The sequence below is a fragment of the Acidovorax sp. SUPP2539 genome (genome assembly GCF_030158975.1).
Classification (GTDB): domain Bacteria; phylum Pseudomonadota; class Gammaproteobacteria; order Burkholderiales; family Burkholderiaceae_C; genus Paracidovorax.
On record NZ_BQXJ01000001.1, the window covers coordinates 448,492 to 466,887 of the forward strand.

General features: G+C 66.4%; 18 protein-coding genes and 1 tRNA gene. 16 read left to right on the forward strand and 3 right to left on the reverse strand.

Annotated features, from left to right (window positions below; all coding sequences use genetic code 11):
• Window positions 1–21: 21 nt before the first annotated feature.
• The 3 genes from AVTE2539_RS02095 (at window position 22) to pdxA (ending at window position 3,139) form a co-directional block, all read left to right on the forward strand.
• The gene (locus AVTE2539_RS02095) at window positions 22–1,275 is read left to right on the forward strand and encodes a lipoprotein-releasing ABC transporter permease subunit (RefSeq protein WP_284393696.1); all 1,254 of its coding nucleotides are present in this window, start codon (window positions 22–24) and stop codon (window positions 1,273–1,275) included.
• Window positions 1,268–1,996, forward strand: a complete 729-nt coding sequence (gene lolD, locus AVTE2539_RS02100; protein WP_284408198.1) for a lipoprotein-releasing ABC transporter ATP-binding protein LolD — start codon at window positions 1,268–1,270, stop codon at window positions 1,994–1,996. Before AVTE2539_RS02095 ends, lolD begins: the two co-directional genes overlap by 8 nt.
• An 81-nt stretch (window positions 1,997–2,077) precedes the next feature.
• Window positions 2,078–3,139: a 4-hydroxythreonine-4-phosphate dehydrogenase PdxA gene (gene pdxA, locus AVTE2539_RS02105; protein WP_284408199.1), complete on the forward strand. Its 1,062-nt coding sequence runs from the start codon at window positions 2,078–2,080 to the stop codon at window positions 3,137–3,139.
• Between the two features lie 55 nt (window positions 3,140–3,194).
• Here pdxA and mscL read toward each other — a convergent pair whose 3' ends face one another.
• Window positions 3,195–3,623 carry a large conductance mechanosensitive channel protein MscL gene (mscL, locus tag AVTE2539_RS02110; protein ID WP_284393702.1) on the reverse strand — a complete coding sequence of 143 codons (429 nt, stop codon included), beginning with the start codon at window positions 3,621–3,623 and terminating at the stop codon, window positions 3,195–3,197.
• A gap of 136 nt (window positions 3,624–3,759) precedes the next feature.
• On the opposite strand from mscL, the gene petA reads away from it, so the two are divergent.
• The 6 genes from petA (at window position 3,760) to AVTE2539_RS02140 (ending at window position 7,965) form a co-directional block, all read left to right on the forward strand.
• The gene (gene petA, locus AVTE2539_RS02115) at window positions 3,760–4,359 is read left to right on the forward strand and encodes a ubiquinol-cytochrome c reductase iron-sulfur subunit (protein ID WP_284408200.1); all 600 of its coding nucleotides are present in this window, start codon (window positions 3,760–3,762) and stop codon (window positions 4,357–4,359) included.
• An 11-nt stretch (window positions 4,360–4,370) separates the two neighbouring features.
• A complete protein-coding gene (locus AVTE2539_RS02120) occupies window positions 4,371–5,786 on the forward strand; it encodes a cytochrome b (protein ID WP_284405471.1) in 1,416 nt (471 codons plus the stop codon).
• 20 nt (window positions 5,787–5,806) lie between these two features.
• Window positions 5,807–6,562 carry a cytochrome c1 gene (locus AVTE2539_RS02125; RefSeq protein WP_272565533.1) on the forward strand — a complete coding sequence of 252 codons (756 nt, stop codon included), beginning with the start codon at window positions 5,807–5,809 and terminating at the stop codon, window positions 6,560–6,562.
• A gap of 99 nt (window positions 6,563–6,661) precedes the next feature.
• A complete protein-coding gene (locus tag AVTE2539_RS02130) occupies window positions 6,662–7,273 on the forward strand; it encodes a glutathione S-transferase N-terminal domain-containing protein (protein WP_272565532.1) in 612 nt (203 codons plus the stop codon).
• A 33-nt stretch (window positions 7,274–7,306) separates the two neighbouring features.
• On the forward strand, window positions 7,307–7,840 hold the full coding sequence (locus tag AVTE2539_RS02135) for a ClpXP protease specificity-enhancing factor (RefSeq protein ID WP_284409383.1): 534 nt from the start codon (window positions 7,307–7,309) through the stop codon (window positions 7,838–7,840).
• Window positions 7,841–7,889: 49 nt separating this feature from the next.
• Window positions 7,890–7,965, forward strand: a tRNA-Thr gene (locus tag AVTE2539_RS02140).
• Between the two features lie 48 nt (window positions 7,966–8,013).
• Here the strand turns inward: AVTE2539_RS02140 and AVTE2539_RS02145 are convergent.
• Window positions 8,014–8,313, reverse strand: a complete 300-nt coding sequence (locus AVTE2539_RS02145) for a hypothetical protein (RefSeq protein WP_272565530.1) — start codon at window positions 8,311–8,313, stop codon at window positions 8,014–8,016.
• Between the two features lie 4 nt (window positions 8,314–8,317).
• Here AVTE2539_RS02145 and AVTE2539_RS02150 point away from each other — a divergent pair, with 4 nt between their 5' ends.
• From AVTE2539_RS02150 to AVTE2539_RS02180, 7 genes are all read left to right on the forward strand, one after another.
• A complete protein-coding gene (locus AVTE2539_RS02150; protein WP_284409385.1) occupies window positions 8,318–9,325 on the forward strand; it encodes a M23 family metallopeptidase in 1,008 nt (335 codons plus the stop codon).
• Between the two features lie 135 nt (window positions 9,326–9,460).
• Window positions 9,461–12,226 carry a preprotein translocase subunit SecA gene (gene secA, locus AVTE2539_RS02155; protein ID WP_284408201.1) on the forward strand — a complete coding sequence of 922 codons (2,766 nt, stop codon included), beginning with the start codon at window positions 9,461–9,463 and terminating at the stop codon, window positions 12,224–12,226.
• 152 nt (window positions 12,227–12,378) lie between these two features.
• Entirely contained in the window at window positions 12,379–14,106 is a 1,728-nt protein-coding gene (locus AVTE2539_RS02160; RefSeq protein ID WP_284408202.1) for an ABC transporter permease, read from the forward strand.
• A 17-nt stretch (window positions 14,107–14,123) separates the two neighbouring features.
• Window positions 14,124–15,461, forward strand: coding sequence for an ABC transporter ATP-binding protein (locus AVTE2539_RS02165; protein ID WP_284408203.1), 1,338 nt, complete (start codon window positions 14,124–14,126; stop codon window positions 15,459–15,461).
• Window positions 15,462–15,525: 64 nt separating this feature from the next.
• Window positions 15,526–16,755: a bifunctional glutamate N-acetyltransferase/amino-acid acetyltransferase ArgJ gene (gene argJ, locus AVTE2539_RS02170; protein ID WP_284408204.1), complete on the forward strand. Its 1,230-nt coding sequence runs from the start codon at window positions 15,526–15,528 to the stop codon at window positions 16,753–16,755.
• Between the two features lie 22 nt (window positions 16,756–16,777).
• Complete coding sequence (locus tag AVTE2539_RS02175) at window positions 16,778–17,650, forward strand: ATP-binding protein (RefSeq protein WP_284408205.1); 873 nt, start codon at window positions 16,778–16,780, stop codon at window positions 17,648–17,650.
• Window positions 17,643–18,098, forward strand: coding sequence for an NUDIX domain-containing protein (locus tag AVTE2539_RS02180; RefSeq protein ID WP_284408206.1), 456 nt, complete (start codon window positions 17,643–17,645; stop codon window positions 18,096–18,098). Before AVTE2539_RS02175 ends, AVTE2539_RS02180 begins: the two co-directional genes overlap by 8 nt.
• Window positions 18,099–18,138: 40 nt before the next feature.
• On the opposite strand, the gene AVTE2539_RS02185 is transcribed toward AVTE2539_RS02180, so the two are convergent.
• The gene (locus AVTE2539_RS02185; protein ID WP_272565521.1) at window positions 18,139–18,387 is read right to left on the reverse strand and encodes a DNA gyrase inhibitor YacG; all 249 of its coding nucleotides are present in this window, start codon (window positions 18,385–18,387) and stop codon (window positions 18,139–18,141) included.
• Between the last annotated feature and the right edge of the window lie 9 nt (window positions 18,388–18,396).

An 18,396-nucleotide genomic window follows, 5' to 3' on the forward strand; every position in this document is an offset into this window, starting at 1 on the left:
GGCGGGCCTTCCATCACACCCATGCAAATTCCCTACGAGCTGGCCCTGGGCTGGCGCTACACCCGGGCCGGGCGCGCCACGCGGCGCAACGGCTTCATCTCGTTCATCTCGGGCGTTTCCATGCTGGGCATCGCGCTCGGCGTGGCGGCGCTCATCATCGTGCTCAGCGTGATGAACGGCTTTCAGAAAGAGGTGCGCGACCGCATGCTGAGCGTGGTCTCGCACATCGAGATCTTCGCGCCCCACGGCGCGGCGCTGCCGGACATGCCGCGCACGCTGGCCCAGGCGCGGGCCAATCCCGAGGTCGTGGGCGCGGCGCCATTCGTCTCCGCGCAGGCGCTGCTGGCGCGCGGCGAGGACATGAAGGGCACGCTGGTGCGCGGCATCGACCCGCTGCGCGAAGGCGATGTGACCGACCTGGCCGCCGCCAACGTCGACGCCCTCAAGGCCCTGGTGCCGGGCGAGTTCCGCGTGGTGCTGGGCAGCGAACTGGCCCGCGCCCTGGGCGTGCGCCTGGGCGACGCGGTCACGCTGATCGCACCGGGCGGGCAGGTCACGCCCGCGGGCGTGGTGCCCCGCCTCAAGCAGATGACGGTGGCGGGCACGTTCAACTCGGGGCATTACGAATACGACTCGGCGCTGGTGCTGCTGCACCACGAGGACGCCGAACGCATCTTCCGCCTGGAGGGGCCGACCGGCATCCGCCTCAAGCTCAAGGACCTGCACCGCGCGCCCCAGGTGGCGCAGGAGCTGGCGCACTCGCTCACCGGCGACCTGCTGATCCGCGACTGGACGCAGCAGAACCGCACCTGGTTCGCCGCCGTGCAGCTGGAAAAACGCATGATGTTCATCATCCTCACGCTGATCGTGGCGGTGGCGGCGTTCAACCTCGTGTCCACGCTGGTGATGACCGTGACCGACAAGCGCGCGGACATCGCCATCCTGCGCACCCTGGGCGCGAGCCCGGGCAGCATCATGGGCATCTTCGTGGTGCAGGGCGCGATGGTGGGCGTCATCGGCACGCTGGCCGGCCTGCTGCTGGGCCTGGGGATCGCGGTGAACATCGACGTGATCGTGCCGGCCATCGAGCACGCGCTGAACGCGAGCTTCCTGCCCAAGGACATCTACCTCATCAGCAAGATGCCGAGCGAGCCGCAAAGCAGCGACATCGTGCCCATCGGCATCATTTCCCTGGTGCTGGCCTTCGTGGCCACGCTCTATCCCAGCTGGCGCGCGAGCCGCGTGAACCCCGCGGAGGCCCTGCGCTATGAATGACCTGTCCACGCCCGGCGCCGCCGCGCCCCATGCCGCTGCCGCCGCCCGCGGGCCGGTGGTCCTGCAGGCCCGGGGCCTGACCAAGCGCTTCACCGAAGGCCGCCTGGACGTCACCGTGCTGCAAGGGGTGGACCTGGACGTGCATGCCGGCGAGACGCTCGCCATCGTCGGCGCTTCGGGCTCCGGAAAGAGCACGCTACTGCACCTGCTGGGCGGGCTGGACGCGCCCACCGCCGGCAGCGTGCAGCTGCAGGGCAAGGCCTTCGACACGCTCTCGGCCGACCGCCAGGGGCAGCTGCGCAACCAGCACCTCGGGTTCATCTACCAGTTCCACCACCTGCTGCCGGAGTTCAGCGCGCAGGACAACGTGGCCATGCCGCTGCGCATCCGCCGCATGCCGTATGCCGACTGCGTGGCGCAGGCGGTCGAGATGCTCACCGCCGTGGGGCTGGCCGGCCGGGTGCAGCACCGGCCGGCCGAGCTGTCCGGCGGCGAGCGCCAGCGCGTGGCGATCGCGCGGGCCTTGGTCACCCGGCCCGCCTGCGTTCTGGCCGACGAGCCCACGGGCAACCTGGACCGGGCCACCGCCGACGGGGTGTTCCAGCTCATGCTGCAACTCGCGCGCGACAAAGGCACGGCGTTCGTGATGGTCACCCATGACGAGTCGCTCGCCGCGCGCTGCGACCGCGTGGTGCGGCTGACCTCGGGCGTGCTGGCGTGAGCCCTGGGCCGGCCGTGGTTTTTAAATGCTATTGAATTAATAGCGGTATGCCCTAGAAATATATGCGCTAGAGCCCGATTCATGCCTTCATCCGACACCCCCCTCGCCCTGCCGCCCCTGGCCATCACCCAGGGCGATCCGGCCGGCATCGGCCCTGAAATCGTGGCCAAGGCGTTCCGCGATGCGCCGGACGACCTGCGCGGCTGCTTCGCCGTGGGCGATCTGGCCACGCTGCGCCGGGCCGCCCAGTGCATCCAGCGGCCCGGGGAGCCGTCGCTGCCCGTGGCCATCCTGCAGGCGCCCACCGACGTGGCCGGCGTGCCGCCGCGCTGCCTGCCGGTGTGGCCCCTGCCGGGGTTGCCGGGGCCGGTGCCCTTCGGGCAGGTGAGCGCTCAGGCCGGCCGGGCGGCGGCCGACTGCGTGGTCTGGGCCGCGCAGGCCGCCCTGCGCGGCGAGATCGCCGCCCTGGTCACCGCGCCGCTGCACAAGGAGGCGCTGAGCGCCGCGGGCGTGGATTTTCCCGGCCACACCGAACTGCTGCAGGCCGAGGCCGCGCGCCACGCCGGCGTGCCGCTGGCCGACATGCCCGTGCGCATGATGCTGGCGAGCGACGAGCTGCGCACCGTGCTGGTGAGCATCCACGTCTCGCTGCGCGATGCGATCGCGGCCGTCACGCGCGAGAACGTGCTGGACTCGCTGCGCATCACCCACGAAGCGCTCTCGCGCAGCCTGGGCCGCGCGCCGCGCATCGGCGTGGCGGGGCTCAATCCGCACGCGGGCGAGGGCGGCCTGTTCGGCCGTGAAGAGTTGGAAGTGATCGCCCCGGCCGTCGAGGCCGCGCGCCGCCTGGGCGTGGACGCGCACGGCCCCTACGCCCCGGACACCATCTTCATGCGGGCACGCCACACGCCGCAGCGCGCGGGCGAGTTCGACGCCGTGCTGGCGATGTACCACGACCAGGGGCTGATCCCGGTCAAGTACCTGGGCGTGGACAAGGGCGTGAACGTGACGCTCGGCCTGCCGCTGGTGCGCACCAGCCCCGACCACGGCACGGCGTTCGACATCGCCGGCCAGGGCATCGCGGATGCCTCCAGCCTGATCGAGGCCGTGCGCATGGCGCGGCGGCTGGCCTCGGCCGCCTGAGCGGCCGGGAGGCCGCCCGTGCCGGGTGCTCCGGGCGCGCCGCGCGCCCTGGCTTTCAGCGCTTGAGGCTGTCGCGGATCTCGCGCAGCAGCACGATGTCTTCCGGCGTCGCCACCGGGGCCGGCGCGGGGGCCGGCGCCTGGCGCTTGAGGCGGTTGATCTGCTTGACCATCATGAAGATGATGAAAGCCAGGATCAGGAAGTTGACCGCCACGGTGATGAAGTTGCCGTAGGCCAGCACCGGAACGCCGGCCTTCTTGAGCGCGTCCAGCGTCTGCGGCACGCCGGGCGGCACGGTGCCCAGCACCACGAACAGGTTGGAGAAGTCCAGCCGGCCGAAGACCAGCCCCACCACCGGCATGATCAGGTCGCCGACCACCGAATCGACGATCTTGCCGAAGGCGCCGCCGATGATCACGCCGACCGCAAGGTCTACCACATTACCTTTGATCGCGAACTCTTTGAATTCCTTTGCGATGCTCATTTCGCCCCTCCTTGATATAGCTGAAAACCCTCGCAGTATTGCGCAGGTTGAGGGGTGTTAACGCCTAGGAATACCCATTTTCACTCCGCTACAATTCCGCGATTGCCCCACCCAGCGAAGTACAACGAGGACACCCATGAGTGAAACTCCTATCGACTCCAGCAAGCGGACGTGGCTCATCGCCTCTGGCTGCGCTGGTGCCGTGGGCGGCGTAGCAACCGCCGTACCGTTCGTGAGCACGTTCCAGCCTTCCGAGAAGGCCAAGGCGGCAGGCGCCGCGGTCGAAGTCGATATTTCCGATCTCAAGCTGGGCGAGAAAATCACGGTCGAATGGCGCGGCAAGCCCGTTTGGATCATCAAGCGCACGCCCGACCAGCTCGCCGCGCTGCCCTCGCTGGATGCACAGCTGGCCGACCCGAAATCGGAGCGCAAGCCGAGCGAACTCACCCCCGAATACGCCCGCAACGAGGCACGCTCCATCAAGCCTGAAATCCTCGTGGCCGTGGGCATCTGCACCCACCTGGGCTGCTCGCCTTCGGACAAGTTCGTGCCCGGTGCGCAGCCCTCGCTGCCCGACGACTGGAAGGGCGGCTTCCTGTGCCCCTGCCACGGCTCCACGTTCGACATGGCCGGCCGCGTGTTCAAGAACAAGCCGGCGCCGGACAACCTGGAAGTGCCTCCCCACATGTACCTGTCGGAGACCAAGCTCCTGATCGGTGAAGACAAGAAGGCATGAGGGAACACGACATGGCCCACGAATTCAAGGACATCTCCCCCAACGCCTCCACCGGCGCCAAAGTCACCAACTGGTTCGAGAACCGGTTCCCGACCGCGTTCGACGCCTATCGCGTCCACATGTCGGAGTACTACGCGCCGAAGAACTTCAACTTCTGGTACATCTTCGGCTCGCTGGCTTTGCTGGTGCTGGTGATCCAGATCGTCACCGGCATCTTCCTGGTGATGCACTACAAGCCCGACGCGGCGAAGGCCTTCGAGTCGGTCGAGTACATCATGCGCGACGTGCCGTGGGGCTGGCTCATCCGCTACATGCACTCCACGGGCGCCTCGGCGTTCTTCGTGGTGGTGTACCTGCACATGTTCCGCGGGCTGCTCTACGGCTCGTACCGCAAGCCGCGCGAACTGGTCTGGATCTTCGGCTGCGCCATCTTCCTGGCGCTGATGGCCGAGGCCTTCATGGGCTACCTGCTGCCCTGGGGCCAGATGTCGTACTGGGGCGCCCAGGTGATCGTGAACCTGTTCGCGGCCATCCCCTTCATCGGCCCCGACCTCGCGCTGCTGATCCGCGGCGACTACGTGGTGGGCGATGCAACGCTGAACCGCTTCTTCAGCTTCCACGTGATCGCCGTGCCGCTGGTGCTGCTGGGCCTGGTGGTGGCGCATCTGCTGGCGCTGCACGACGTGGGCTCCAACAACCCCGACGGCGTGGAGATCAAGGGCCCCAATGCCCCCCGCGACGACAAGGGCCACCCGCTGGACGGCATCCCGTTCCACCCCTACTACACGGTGCATGACATCTTCGGGGTCTGCGTGTTCCTGTTCATCTTCTCGGCCGTGGTGTTCTTCGCGCCCGAGTTCGGTGGCTACTTCCTCGAGTACAACAACTTCATCCCGGCCGATCCGCTCAAGACGCCCGCGCACATCGCGCCCGTCTGGTACTTCACGCCGTTCTATTCCATGCTGCGCGCCATCACCAGCGAGATGATGTACGCCCTCATCGCGTGCGTGGTGCTGGCCGCCGGCTTCGGCGTGGTCAAGGGCCGCCTGCCGGTCTTCATCAAGGTGGCGATCGTGGCCATCGCGGCAGCGGCCATCGCCCTCATGCTGTCGATCGACGCCAAGTTCTGGGGCGTGGTCGTGATGGGCGGCGCCGTCATCATCCTGTTCTTCCTGCCCTGGCTGGACATGAGCCCGGTCAAGTCGATCCGCTACCGTCCGGGCTGGCACAAGTACCTGTACGGCATCTTCGTGATCAACTTCGTCGCGCTGGCCTATCTGGGCGTGCAGCCACCGTCGCCGCTGGGCGAGCGTGTCTCGCAGGTCGGCACGCTGTTCTATTTCGGTTTCTTCCTGCTCATGCCCTGGTGGAGCCGGCTCGGCGAGCCCAAGCCCGTGCCGGACCGCGTGATCTTCAAGGCGCATTGAGCAGGCAGGAGACCCATCCCATGAAAAAAATCATCCTCACGCTGATCGCGGCCCTGGGCATCGCCACGGGCGCGCAGGCCGCCGAAGGCGGCATCGCCTGGGACAAGGCCCCGGTCCAGACCAACGACACGGCCTCGCTGCAAAACGGCGCCAAGCTCTTCGTCAACTACTGCCTGAGCTGCCACTCGGCCGCGTTCATGCGGTTCAACCGCCTGAAGGACATCGGCCTCACCGACCAGCAGATCAAGGACAACCTGCTGTTCACCACCGAAAAGGTGGGCGAGACCATGAAGTCCACCATCGATCCGCGCCAGGCCAAGGACTGGTTCGGCGCCAATCCGCCCGACCTCACGGTGATCGCCCGTTCGCGCGCCGGCCATGGCGGAACGGGGGCGGATTACCTCTATACCTTCCTGCGCACTTTCTACCGCGACGAGACCAAGGCCACGGGATGGAATAATCTCGCCTTCCCGAGTGTCGGCATGCCTCACGTGCTCTGGCAATTGCAGGGCGACCGGCGCCCCGTGTTCGAACAGCAGGAGAGCCATGGCCACAAGACGGAAGTCTTCAAGGGCTGGACGCAGGTGAGTCCGGGCACAATGAGCCCCCTCCAATACGATCAGGCCGTGGGTGATCTCGTCAATTACCTGCAATGGATGGGCGAGCCAGCGCAAAATACCCGGTTGCGCGTCGGCGTCTGGGTTTTGATTTTCCTCGGTGTGTTCACGGTGATTGCCTGGAGGCTCAACGCAGCTTTCTGGAAAGACATCAAGTAACCGCACCAACCGCCTGCGGCGCCAGACCTGGCGCTGCCCAGGTTTTCAGAGTGGACGCATCCTGCGCCCACTCTTTTTGATTTTTAGGAGCCTCTCACCATGATGGTGCTTTATTCGGGTACGACCTGTCCCTTCTCCCATCGCTGCCGTTTCGTTCTGTTCGAGAAGGGAATGGACTTCGAGATCCGCGATGTGGACCTGTACAACAAGCCCGAAGACATCAGCGTGATGAACCCCTACGGGCAGGTGCCGATCCTGGTCGAGCGCGACCTGATCCTGTATGAGTCGAACATCATCAACGAATACATCGACGAGCGCTTCCCGCATCCGCAACTGATGCCCGGCGACCCGGTGGACCGCGCCCGCGTGCGCCTGTTCCTGCTGAACTTCGAGAAGGAACTGTTCGTTCACGTGAACATCCTCGAATCGCGTGCCACCAAGGGCAACGAGAAGGCGCTGGAAAAAGCCCGCGCCCACATCCGCGACCGCCTCACGCAACTGGCGCCCGTGTTCCTCAAGAACAAGTACATGCTGGGCGAGAATTTCTCGATGCTGGACGTGGCCATCGCGCCGCTGCTCTGGCGCCTGGATTACTACGGCATCGACCTGAGCAAGAACGCCGCGCCGCTGCTCAAGTATGCTGAGCGCATCTTCTCGCGTCCTGCGTACATCGAAGCGCTGACGCCTTCCGAAAAAGTCATGCGCAAGTGATTGCGCGATCCTTCCTTCCCGCACGCCACCATGATGAACGCCCAGGACTCCACCTCCACTCGCCCCTATCTCATTCGGGCCTTGTATGAGTGGTGCACCGACAACGGGCTCACGCCCTACGTTGCCGTGCGGGTGGACGACTCGGTGCAGGTGCCGCGCGAGTATGTGAAGGATGGCGAGATCGTGCTCAACATCAGCTACGACGCGACCAGTGCGCTGCAGCTGGGCAACGATTTCATCGAGTTCAAGGCGCGCTTCGGCGGCAAGCCACGCGACATCATGGTCCCCGTGGGCCGCGTGATCGCCATCTACGCGCGAGAGAATGGCCAGGGCATGGCCTTTCCGCCCCCGGTGGACGTGCTGGAGCCGAGCGAAGGGGGCGTGCTGTCTTCCTCGGTCCTCAGTACGGCCACCTCCGCGCCCGCAGAGTCCGAGTCTTCGACGGGCGCGGACGATCGTGTGGTGCAGCTGGTGTCCACCGATTCGCCTCCGGACGACGGTGGCGCGCCGCCCCGGCCCACGTCGCCGGGTGCTGGTGGCCGGCCCTCGCTCAAGCGCGTCAAATAGCGTTGCCGTGCGGCTGCGGCGCATTTCGCGCGGCTAGAATGCAGCCTTCGCCGATTTAGCTCAGTTGGTAGAGCACCCGCCTTGTAAGCGGTAGGTCGTCAGTTCGATTCCGACAATCGGCACCATCTTTCCCTCTTTTCGTCTCCCCTTTGCCATGCCTTCCCTTGCGGGCTTCAGGTTTGGATTTTGAGGCGAATGGAGTTAACCTCCCACCCCCGAGTGCGCAAATGCGCCTGCAAGGCAGGCAGCAGCTGACGCACCTTGGCCGCCGCTGCGTTGCTGCGCACCAGCAGGCACCATGTCGGGCCTTCGATCGGCCCTGCCTGAATGGCGGGCCGCAAAGTGGGGGGGATCAATGGCTCGATGGCCTTGAGCCGCTCCGTGGATTCGCGTGTCAGTGCCGCCAGCTTGGCCAATGTGGGGGATTCCTCCGTGGCTTGAAGCAGGGTGACGGCTTGGTGACGGCGGTTCATGGCAATGCGCCGCGCGGCGCGGAGAAATGTAGTGCACTTGATTATCACGGACGCCCGGCTGGCGCGAAGCCGGGCCATACACCTGACAGGGACACGGCTCATGGCGGCAGGCTTGCTGGTCTCGTTCACCATCATGCTGGTCGCGGCCATGCTCTACCACTGGGTCTTTCTCAAAGGCGCGCGCGAAGGCTGGCCCATCGTCGGGTCGCTGGTCAAGCTGGTGGCCAAGGACGAAATGGAAGAGCGCGACCGCTTCATGCGCGCCAACCTCGACGCCATGGCGCGCAAGGTCGGCGAGATGCAGGCGCGCGTCATGCAGCTGGAATCGCTGGGCGAGCGGGTGCTGGGACTGGCGGGCATGCCGGCGTCGGAACTGTCGCGGCCGCCGGGGCAGGGCGGTGCGCTGGTGTCGGGTCACCCCATGGACATGCAGGAACTGGAGCGCACGCTGGATGACCTGGCCCAGCTCACGGACCGCCGGGTGGATCTGATGACGGTGGTGGAATCGCGGCTGTTCGACCAGCACATCCGAAAGCACATGGTGCCGACGCAGGCGCCGGTGCTGGGCAAGCTCCCCGGCTCGGCGTTCGGCTGGCGCATCGACCCCATCACGGGCCACTCCGCCCTGCACACGGGATTGGACTTCCAGGCGGACACGGGCACGCCCATCCTCGCGGCAGCCGGGGGCGTGGTGGTCGCGCAGGAGTACCACCCCGCCTACGGCAACATGATCGAGGTGGACCACGGCAATCAGCTGGTCACCCGCTATGCGCATGCCTCCAAAACGATGGTCAAGCGCGGCGACCTCGTGCGCCGCGGCCAGAAGATCGCCGAGGTCGGCACGACGGGCCGCTCCACCGGCCCCCACCTGCATTTCGAGGTGCTGGTGCAGGGCGTTCCGCAGGATCCGCAAAAATTCCTGATGGCCGGAGCCCATGCCCCCTCCACCCGCGTGGCCAGTGCCGGACCGCCCCAAAAGGCCGATGGCCAGCCCGTCACCCCGCGCAGGTAAAATCCGCGGTCCGGACCTGCCGACCCGGGTTGCGCAACTTGCAACCCGAGAACGCAGCCCCACCTGAACTCACTTCTTCTTTAGGGATTCTGGTCGCGCCGTACGCCTTCGGGCACGCGGCGCGGTCCTGCTCGCATGGCCACCAATTTCCTCACCAAATTATTCGGCAGCCGCAATGACCGGCTCCTCAAGCAATACCGCAAGACGGTGGCCCGCATCAATGCGATGGAGCCCGACTACGAAAAGCTGAGTGACGAGGCGCTGCGCGCCAAGACCGCCGAGTTCAAGGAACGCGTCTCCAAAGGCGAATCGCTGGACGATCTGCTGCCAGAGGCTTTCGCCGTGGTGCGCGAAGGCTCCAAGCGCATCATGAAAATGCGCCACTTCGACGTGCAGTTGCTGGGCGGCATGGCGCTGCATTACGGCAAGATTTCGGAAATGCGAACCGGCGAAGGCAAGACGCTCACCGCCACGCTGCCGGTCTACCTGAATGCGCTGTCCGGCGACGGCGTGCACGTGGTGACGGTCAACGACTACCTCGCCAACCGCGATGCGCAGTGGATGGGGCGCCTGTACAACTTCCTGGGCCTGACCGTCGGCATCAACCTGCCGCAGGCCCCGCGCGAGGAAAAGCAGGCCGCCTACCAGGCCGACATCACCTACGGCACCAACAACGAGTACGGCTTCGACTACCTGCGCGACAACATGGTGTACGAGTCGCGCGACCGGGTGCAGCGCGGGCTGAATTTCGCCATCGTCGATGAAGTGGACTCGATCCTGATCGACGAGGCGCGCACGCCGCTCATCATCAGCGGCCAGGCCGAAGACCACACGGCGATGTACATCGCCATGAACGAGGTGGTGCCGCTGCTGGTGCGCCAAGAGGGTGAGGCCGATCCGCGCACCGGCGAGGGCGTCACCAAGCCGGGCGATTTCACGCTCGACGAAAAGACGCACCAGGTGTTCCTCACCGAGCAGGGCCACGAAACCGCAGAGCGCGTGCTGGCCAGCCGCGGCTTGATCGCCGAAGGCGCATCGCTCTACGACCCGGCCAACATCACGCTCATGCACCACCTGTATGCGGCGCTGCGGGCCAACCACCTCTACCACCGCGACCAGCACTATGTGGTGCAGGAAGGCGAGATCGTCATCGTGGACGAGTTCACCGGCCGCCTCATGTCGGGCCGCCGCTGGAGCGAAGGCCTGCACCAGGCCGTCGAGGCCAAGGAAGGCGTGGGCATCCAGGCCGAGAACCAGACGCTGGCATCCATCACGTTCCAGAACTATTTCCGCCTGTACAAGAAGCTGGCGGGCATGACCGGCACGGCCGACACCGAGGCCTATGAATTCCAGGAAATCTACGGCCTGGAAACCGTGGTGATTCCTCCGAACCGCCCGAGCAAGCGCAACGACCAGCTGGACCGCGTGTACAAGACCACGCGCGAAAAGTACGAAGCGGCGATCAAGGACATCCGCGAGTGCCATGAGCGCGGCCAGCCCGTGCTGGTGGGCACCACGTCGATCGAGAACTCCGAAATCATCGACCAGCTGCTGCAAAAGGAAAACCTGCCGCACCAGGTGCTGAACGCCAAGCAGCATGCCCGCGAGGCCGACATCGTGGCCCAGGCCGGTCGTGCCGGCATGATCACGATCGCGACCAACATGGCAGGCCGCGGCACCGACATCGTGCTGGGCGGCAACATCGAAAAGGCGCTGGCCGCCATCGAGAGCGACGAGTCGCTCGACGAGGCGACCAAGGAAAGCCGCGTGGCCGAGGTGCGCGCGCAGTGGACGCGCGACCACGAGAAGATCAAGGAGCTGGGTGGCCTGCGCATCATTGCGACCGAGCGCCACGAGTCCCGCCGCATCGACAACCAGTTGCGTGGCCGCTCGGGCCGCCAGGGCGACCCTGGCTCTTCGCGGTTCTACCTGAGCCTGGACGATTCGCTGATGCGCATCTTCGCCGGCGACCGCGTGAAGGCGATCATGGACCGCCTCAAGATGCCCGATGGCGAGGCCATCGAGGCGGGCATCGTCACGCGCAGCATCGAGTCGGCGCAGCGCAAGGTCGAGGCGCGCAACTTCGATGTCCGCAAGCAACTGCTGGAATACGACGACGTTTCCAACGACCAGCGCAAGGTGATCTACCAGCAGCGCAACGAGATCCTGGACGCGACCGACCTGTCCGGCCTGATCGCCAACATGCAGGAAGACTGCCTGACCGATCTGGTGCGCCAGTACGTGCCGGCCGAATCGGTCGAGGAGCAGTGGGACTTGCAGGCGCTCGAGAAGTCGCTGGCCGAGGATTGGCAGATCCAGTTGCCGCTGAAGCAGGAAGTGGACAGCGCGCACGCCATCACCGACGACGAGATCCTGGAAAAGGTGCTCACCGCAGGCAAGGCCGCCTTCCAGGCCAAGCTGGAGCTGGTGGGCCAGGAGAATTTCAACCAGTTCGAACGCGCGGTGCTGCTGCAGAGCTTCGACTCCAACTGGCGCGACCACCTGGCGGCCCTCGATTACCTGCGCCAGGGCATCCACCTGCGCGGCTACGCGCAAAAGCAGCCCAAGCAGGAATACAAGCGCGAGGCGTTCGAGCTGTTCCGCCAACTGATCGATCAGGTCAAGAACGAAGTCACCAAGATCCTGATGACGGTGCAGGTGCAGTCGCCTGCCCAGTTGGACGAGGCTGCCGAGGCCCTGGAGAGCCGTGCCGAGAAGATCGCCAACGTGACCTACACCGCCCCCACCGAAACCGGTGAGGTGGAGGTCCGCTCCGAGGCGGCCATGGCCGCCATGGCGGCCGGTGCGCTCGCGGGCGAAGTGCCCCGTGTCGGCCGCAACGACCCATGCCCTTGCGGCAGCGGCAAGAAGTACAAGAGCTGCCACGGCCGTCTGGACTGACCATGCGGCACCGCCCTGATCGCGGGGCGGGATGCCTGTGCCCCGGGCGCGCAGGGATGGGGCGCGGCGGGCTGCAGCAGTGGGGGCTTCGTCTTCGGCTTGTCACGGGCCGCTGCTAGGCTGTTTCGCGTCACAGGGAGAAGGGCGCAAGGATGATCGACAAGCGGTTTTTCCCGCGGCAGGTGGTGCAGGCCACCGGCAACCGATGGGATTGGGCCCTGCTACCCCTGGTGCTGGCCGTGCTTTTCGCGCTGGCCTGGGGCGGCTCGCAGATGGCGCGGCCCTACCAGGTGGGCGACGTGCTGCCGCTGTCGCTCGATCCGTGGATGCTGCCCTACTATCTGCTGCGCACCACGCTGCGCATGTTCATCGCGCTGGGCGCATCGCTGGTGTTTGCCTGCCTCTTCGCGGCGCTGGCGGCCAAGTACCGCATGGCGGAGCGGGTGATGGTGCCGCTCTTGGACATCCTGCAGTCCATTCCGATCCTGGGCTTCCTGTCGATCACGGTGACGGGGTTCATCGCGCTGTTCCCGGGCAACCTCTTCGGCGTCGAGTGCGCGGCGATCTTCGCCATCTTCACCTCGCAGGCCTGGAACATGGCCTTCAGCCTGTACCAGTCCATGCGCACGGTGCCGGCCGAACTGCGCGAAGCCGCTGCGGTGTTCCAGCTGTCGGGCTGGCAGCGCTTCTGGCGGCTGGAGCTGCCCTTCGCCATGCCAGGGTTGCTGTGGAACATGATGATGTCCATGTCCGGCGGCTGGTTCTTCGTGGTGGCGTCGGAGGCGATCTCGGTATCGCACCAGGACATCAAGCTGCCGGGCGTGGGCTCGTACATCGCCCTGGCCATCGAGGCGCGCGACCTGGGCGCGATCGGCTGGGCGATCGTGGGCATGCTGGTGGGGATCGTGCTGTACGACCAGCTGTTCTTTCGCCCGCTCATTGCCTGGGCCGACAAATTCCGGTTCGAGGAGGGCGGCAGCGAAGCCCAGCCGACCTCCTGGCTGCTGTCCTGGATGCGCCGCACGTCGCAGCTCAAGCGGGTGGTGGCGCTGTTCGTGGTGCCGCTGGAGTGGTCGCTCACGCGGCTGCGTCGGCGCCACGATGGCACCTCGATCCGTGCACGCCCCTCCGTGCCCCATCCCGCCCTGACGCGCGCGGGCGATGCCTTGCTGGCGGCGGCGGTGATGTTGGCGGTGATCTGGCTCGTGCGCTTCATCCACAGCGAGGTGGGCTGGCACGAGGTGGGCCATGTCTTCGTGCTCGGCACGTACACGCTGGTGCGCGTGGTCGTGCTGATCCTGCTGGCGGCGGTGGTCTGGGTGCCGGTGGGCGTCTGGATCGGCATGAATCCGCGCTGGGCGGGCCGGCTGCAGGCCGTGGCGCAGTTTCTGGCGGCCTTTCCGGCGAACCTGATGTTCCCGCTGGCCGTGGTGCTGATCGTGCGCTGGCACCTCGATCCGAACCTCTGGCTGGCGCCGCTGATGGTGCTTGGCACGCAGTGGTATCTGCTCTTCAACGTGATCGCCGGGGCTTCCAGCGTGCCGTCGGAGTTGCGCTATGCCGCGCAGAACCTGGGGCTGTCGGGCTGGCTGCGCTGGAAGCGCTATCTGCTGCCGGCGGTGTTCCCCAGCTTCGTCACCGGTGCGATCACGGCCAGCGGCGGCTCGTGGAACGCGAGCATCGTGGCCGAGTACGTGACCTGGGGCGACACCACGCTGCAGGCCGATGGCCTGGGCAGCTACATCGCCCACATGACGGCGATCGGCGACTTTCCCCGCATCGCGCTGGGCATCGGCGTGATGTGTGTCTTCGTCATGGGCATGAACCATTTCGTGTGGCGGCGCCTCTACGCGATGGCCGAAAACCGCATGCACTCCTGACGCCTGGAACCGAACCCATGGAAACCTCTCCCATGTCCCCCATCGCCGAGCTGGCCCAGGTCGGCAAGTCTTTTCGCTCCAGCGACGGCACCGCACGTTCGGTGCTGGAGGGGGTCGATCTTGTGCTGCAGGAGGGCGAGATCGTCGCGTTGCTCGGGCAGTCGGGGTCGGGCAAGTCCACGCTGCTGCGCATCCTGGCGGGCCTAGTTCCGGTGGATGCCGGCGATGTTCGCTACCGGGGCCAGCCGCTGTACGGCCCGGCGCGCGGCATCGCCATGGTGTTCCAGTCGTTCGCGCTCTTTCCGTGGCTCACGGTGCAGCAGAACGTGGAGCTGGGCCTGGAGGCCCGGGGTGTCGCCCCCGCCGAACGATCACGGCGGGCCGCCGCCGCCATCGAGCTGATCGGGCTGTCCGGGTTCGAAGGCGCTTTGCCCCGCGAACTGTCGGGCGGCATGCGCCAGCGCGTGGGCATTGCGCGCGCGCTGGTGGTGGAGCCCGAGGTGCTGCTGATGGACGAGGCCTTTTCGGCCCTCGATGTACTGACGGGCGAACGGTTGCGCGACGACATTCTGGAGCTGTGGGGCAGCGGCAGCATGCCCACGCGCGCCATGCTCATCGTGTCGCACAACATCGAGGAGGCCGTGCTCATGGCCGACCGGGTTCTGATTTTCGCCAGCAACCCGGGCCGCGTGCGGGCCGAGCTGCCGATCCAGCTGCCTCGACCGCGCCACCCCGACAGCCCCGAGGTGCGGGCCCTCATCGACGAGGTCTACGGGCTCATGACGGCACGCCAGCCGGGCGCGGGCCGCCCGGCCGCCGAGCCGTCCCGCAGGCCCCTGGCCGACCAGTTGCCGCCCGCCGATGTCGGGCGGATGGAGGGGCTGCTCGAGCGGCTGTCCGAGGCGCCTTTCGACGGCCGGGCCGACCTGCCGCGCATGGCCGAAGACGCGGAACTGGCCGACGACGAACTGCTGGTTCTGGCCCAGGCGCTGGCCCTGCTGGGGTTTGCGCAGCTGGCCGACGGCGACCTGCACCTGACCGCGCTGGGCCAGCGCTACGTGCAGGCGCCCAACATCGTGCGGCAGACCCTGTTCGGCCAGCAGCTGCTCGCGCATGTTCCGCTGGCAGCCCACATGCGTCACAGCCTGGAGCAAGACCCTGCGGGCGAGCTGCCGGAAAAGCCGTTCCTGCGCCTGCTGCACGAAAGCCTGGACGAGGCCCAGGCCGAACAGGTGCTGCGCACGGTCATCGAATGGGGCCGCTATGGCGAAGTGTTCGAATACGATTTCCACACCGGACTGATCCACCTGCCCGATGGCGATGCCAGCCAGGCCGCTCCAAAAGCCACGCCCTAGAATCGGCAGTTTTCGCCGTTGACCTTCCTTCTTCTTTCCCCCTTACCCGCCGAGACCCACTGCCATGCCCGTGAACCTGATTGCGCCGAATCCCGCTGACCTGCATCCCGTGCCCGGCGTGCGCCTGGGCGTGGCCATGGCTGGGGTGCGCAAGGCCAATCGCCGCGACCTCACGGTGCTGCTGATCGACGAAGGCGCGACCGTGGCCGGCGTGTTCACGCAGAACCGCTTCTGCGCGGCCCCCGTGCAGGTCTGCCGCGAGCACTTGGCGGGCGGCCAAGCCATCCGCGCCATCGTGGTCAATACCGGCAATGCCAATGCGGGCACGGGCGCCGAGGGCCTGGCACGCGCACGGTCCACCTGCCAGGCTGCGGCCGGCTTGCTGGGCCTGTCGCCTTCGCAGGTGCTGCCGTTTTCCACCGGGGTGATCATGGAGCCGCTGCCCGTCGACCGCATCGAAGCCGGCCTGCCCGCTGCCATCGCGGACGCGCAGCCCGGCCATTGGGCGCAGGCGGCCGAAGGCATCATGACCACCGATACGCTGCCCAAGGCCTTCAGCCGGCAGGTGCAGATCGGCGGCGCCACCGTGACGGTGACGGGCATCAGCAAGGGCGCGGGCATGATCCGCCCCAACATGGCCACGATGCTGGGCTTTCTGGCCACGGATGCGCGCATCGAACCCGCACTGCTGCAGCCGTTGCTGCGCGAACTGGCCGACCGTTCGTTCAACCGGGTGACGATCGACGGCGACACCTCCACCAACGATTCGTTCGTGGCCATCGCCACTCAGCAGGCCGCGCATGCGCCCATCGTGTCGCTGGACAGCGCCGAGGGCCAGGCGCTCAAGGCCGCGATGCTGGACGTCGCGCAGAAGCTGGCACAGGCCATCGTGCGCGACGGCGAGGGCGCCACGAAGTTCATCACCGTCCGCGTCGAGGGCGGCAATACGGCGGAAGAATGCCAACTGGTGGCGTACGCCATCGCGCATTCGCCGCTCGTCAAGACGGCATTCTTCGCCAGCGACCCCAATCTGGGCCGCATCCTGGCGGCGGTGGGCTATGCCGGCATCGCCGATCTCGACCAGACCCTCATCGAGCTGCACCTGGACGATGTGCATGTGGTGACGAAGGGCGGACGCAACCCCAGCTACCGCGAGGAAGACGGCCAGCGCGTGATGAAGCAAAGCGAGATCACCGTGCGCGTGGGCCTCGGCCGTGGCGATGCCGCGGAAACGGTGTGGACCTGCGATTTCAGCCACGAGTACGTGACGATCAACGCCGACTACCGTTCCTGAATCCGGGCTTCCTGCAGCGCTTATGACCGCCACCTTCGAACACCTGATGCTCCGTGCGGAGCAATTGATCTCCCGCATCGAATCGGTACTGCCCCAGGCCCTGACCGCACCGGATTGGTCCCGTGCCATCGCGTGGCGCTATCGCAAGCGCAGCGGCGGCCACGGTGCGCTGGAGCCCGTGCGCCACGTGGGGGGCATGCGTCTGGACGATCTGAAGGAAATCGACGCCCAGAAAGAAAAGATCCAGCGCAACACCCAGCAGTTCGTGGAAGGCCGGCCGGCCAACAACGTGCTGCTAACGGGCGCCCGCGGGACGGGCAAGTCCTCCCTCATCAAGGCGTGCCTCAATACCTATGCGCCTCAGGGGCTGCGCCTGATCGAGGTGGACAAGGCCGATCTGACGGACCTGCCCGACATCGTGGAGATCGTGGCGGATCGGCCCGAGAAATTCATCGTCTACTGCGATGACCTGAGCTTTGAAGAGGGCGAGCCGGGGTACAAGGCGCTGAAGTCGATCCTCGACGGATCGGTGGCGGCTTCCACGCCCAATGTGCTGGTGTATGCCACCAGCAACCGCCGCCACCTGCTACCCGAGTACCACAAGGAAAACCTGTCCTATACCCACACGGAAGATGGTGAGGTGCACCCGGGCGAGGTGGTGGAAGAAAAGATCTCGCTGTCCGAACGGTTCGGCCTGTGGGTCAGCTTCTACCCTTTTAGCCAGGACGAATACCTGGCCATCGTGGCGCAGTGGCTTTCCTTCCTGGGTGTCGCGGATGCGGAGATTGCCGCAGCGCGCCCCCAGGCGCTGGTCTGGGCACTGGAGCGCGGATCGCGCAGCGGCCGGGTCGCCTACCAGTTCGCGCGGGACTATGCGGGGCGCCAGCATGGCTGATCCCGTGGCCCCTGTCGACGCCAGAACGCACACCGAAGTGGCGGTCGGCATCCTGCTGCGTGCGGATGGCGCCATGCTGCTGTCCACCCGGCCTGCGGGCAAGCCTTACGCCGGGTACTGGGAGTTCCCTGGCGGCAAGCTGGAGGCCGGGGAGACCGTGGAAAAGGCCTTGCGGCGCGAGTTGATCGAGGAGCTGGGCGTCACCATCGGTGCGGCATCCGTCTGGAAGGTGACGGAGCACGACTATCCCCACGCGCTGGTTCGCTTGCACTGGTGCAAGGTGTGGGAATGGCAGGGCGACTTCGAAATGCGGGAGGGCCAGACCATGGCCTGGCAGCAGTGGCCCCTGCAGGTCTCGCCCGTACTGCCGGGCGCTTATCCCGTACTGGAGTGGCTGGCCCAGGAGAGGGGAGCAACCTTTGACCCTTCCACGATCAATCAGCTATAAAAATAATAGCTAAACGCCCTAGAAACATATGCCCTGGGGGCTATTTTTCCCAGGCGCCCGGCGGAATGTGCGGAAGCCCGTCGCCCAGGTCGGGGTCTTGGGTCGGCGGTTCGGTAGGCACGCGGAATTCTTCGCTCGCCCAGGCCCCCAGGTCGATCTGCTTGCAGCGTTCGCTGCAAAACGGTCGGAAGGGATTGCTGGGGCCGTAGAGGCTTTCGCCACGGCAGGCCGGGCACGTCACGTACTTGGCGTTGGAGGGGGCCGGTGAACGCGGCTGAGAACGGCTCATGGTCAACGG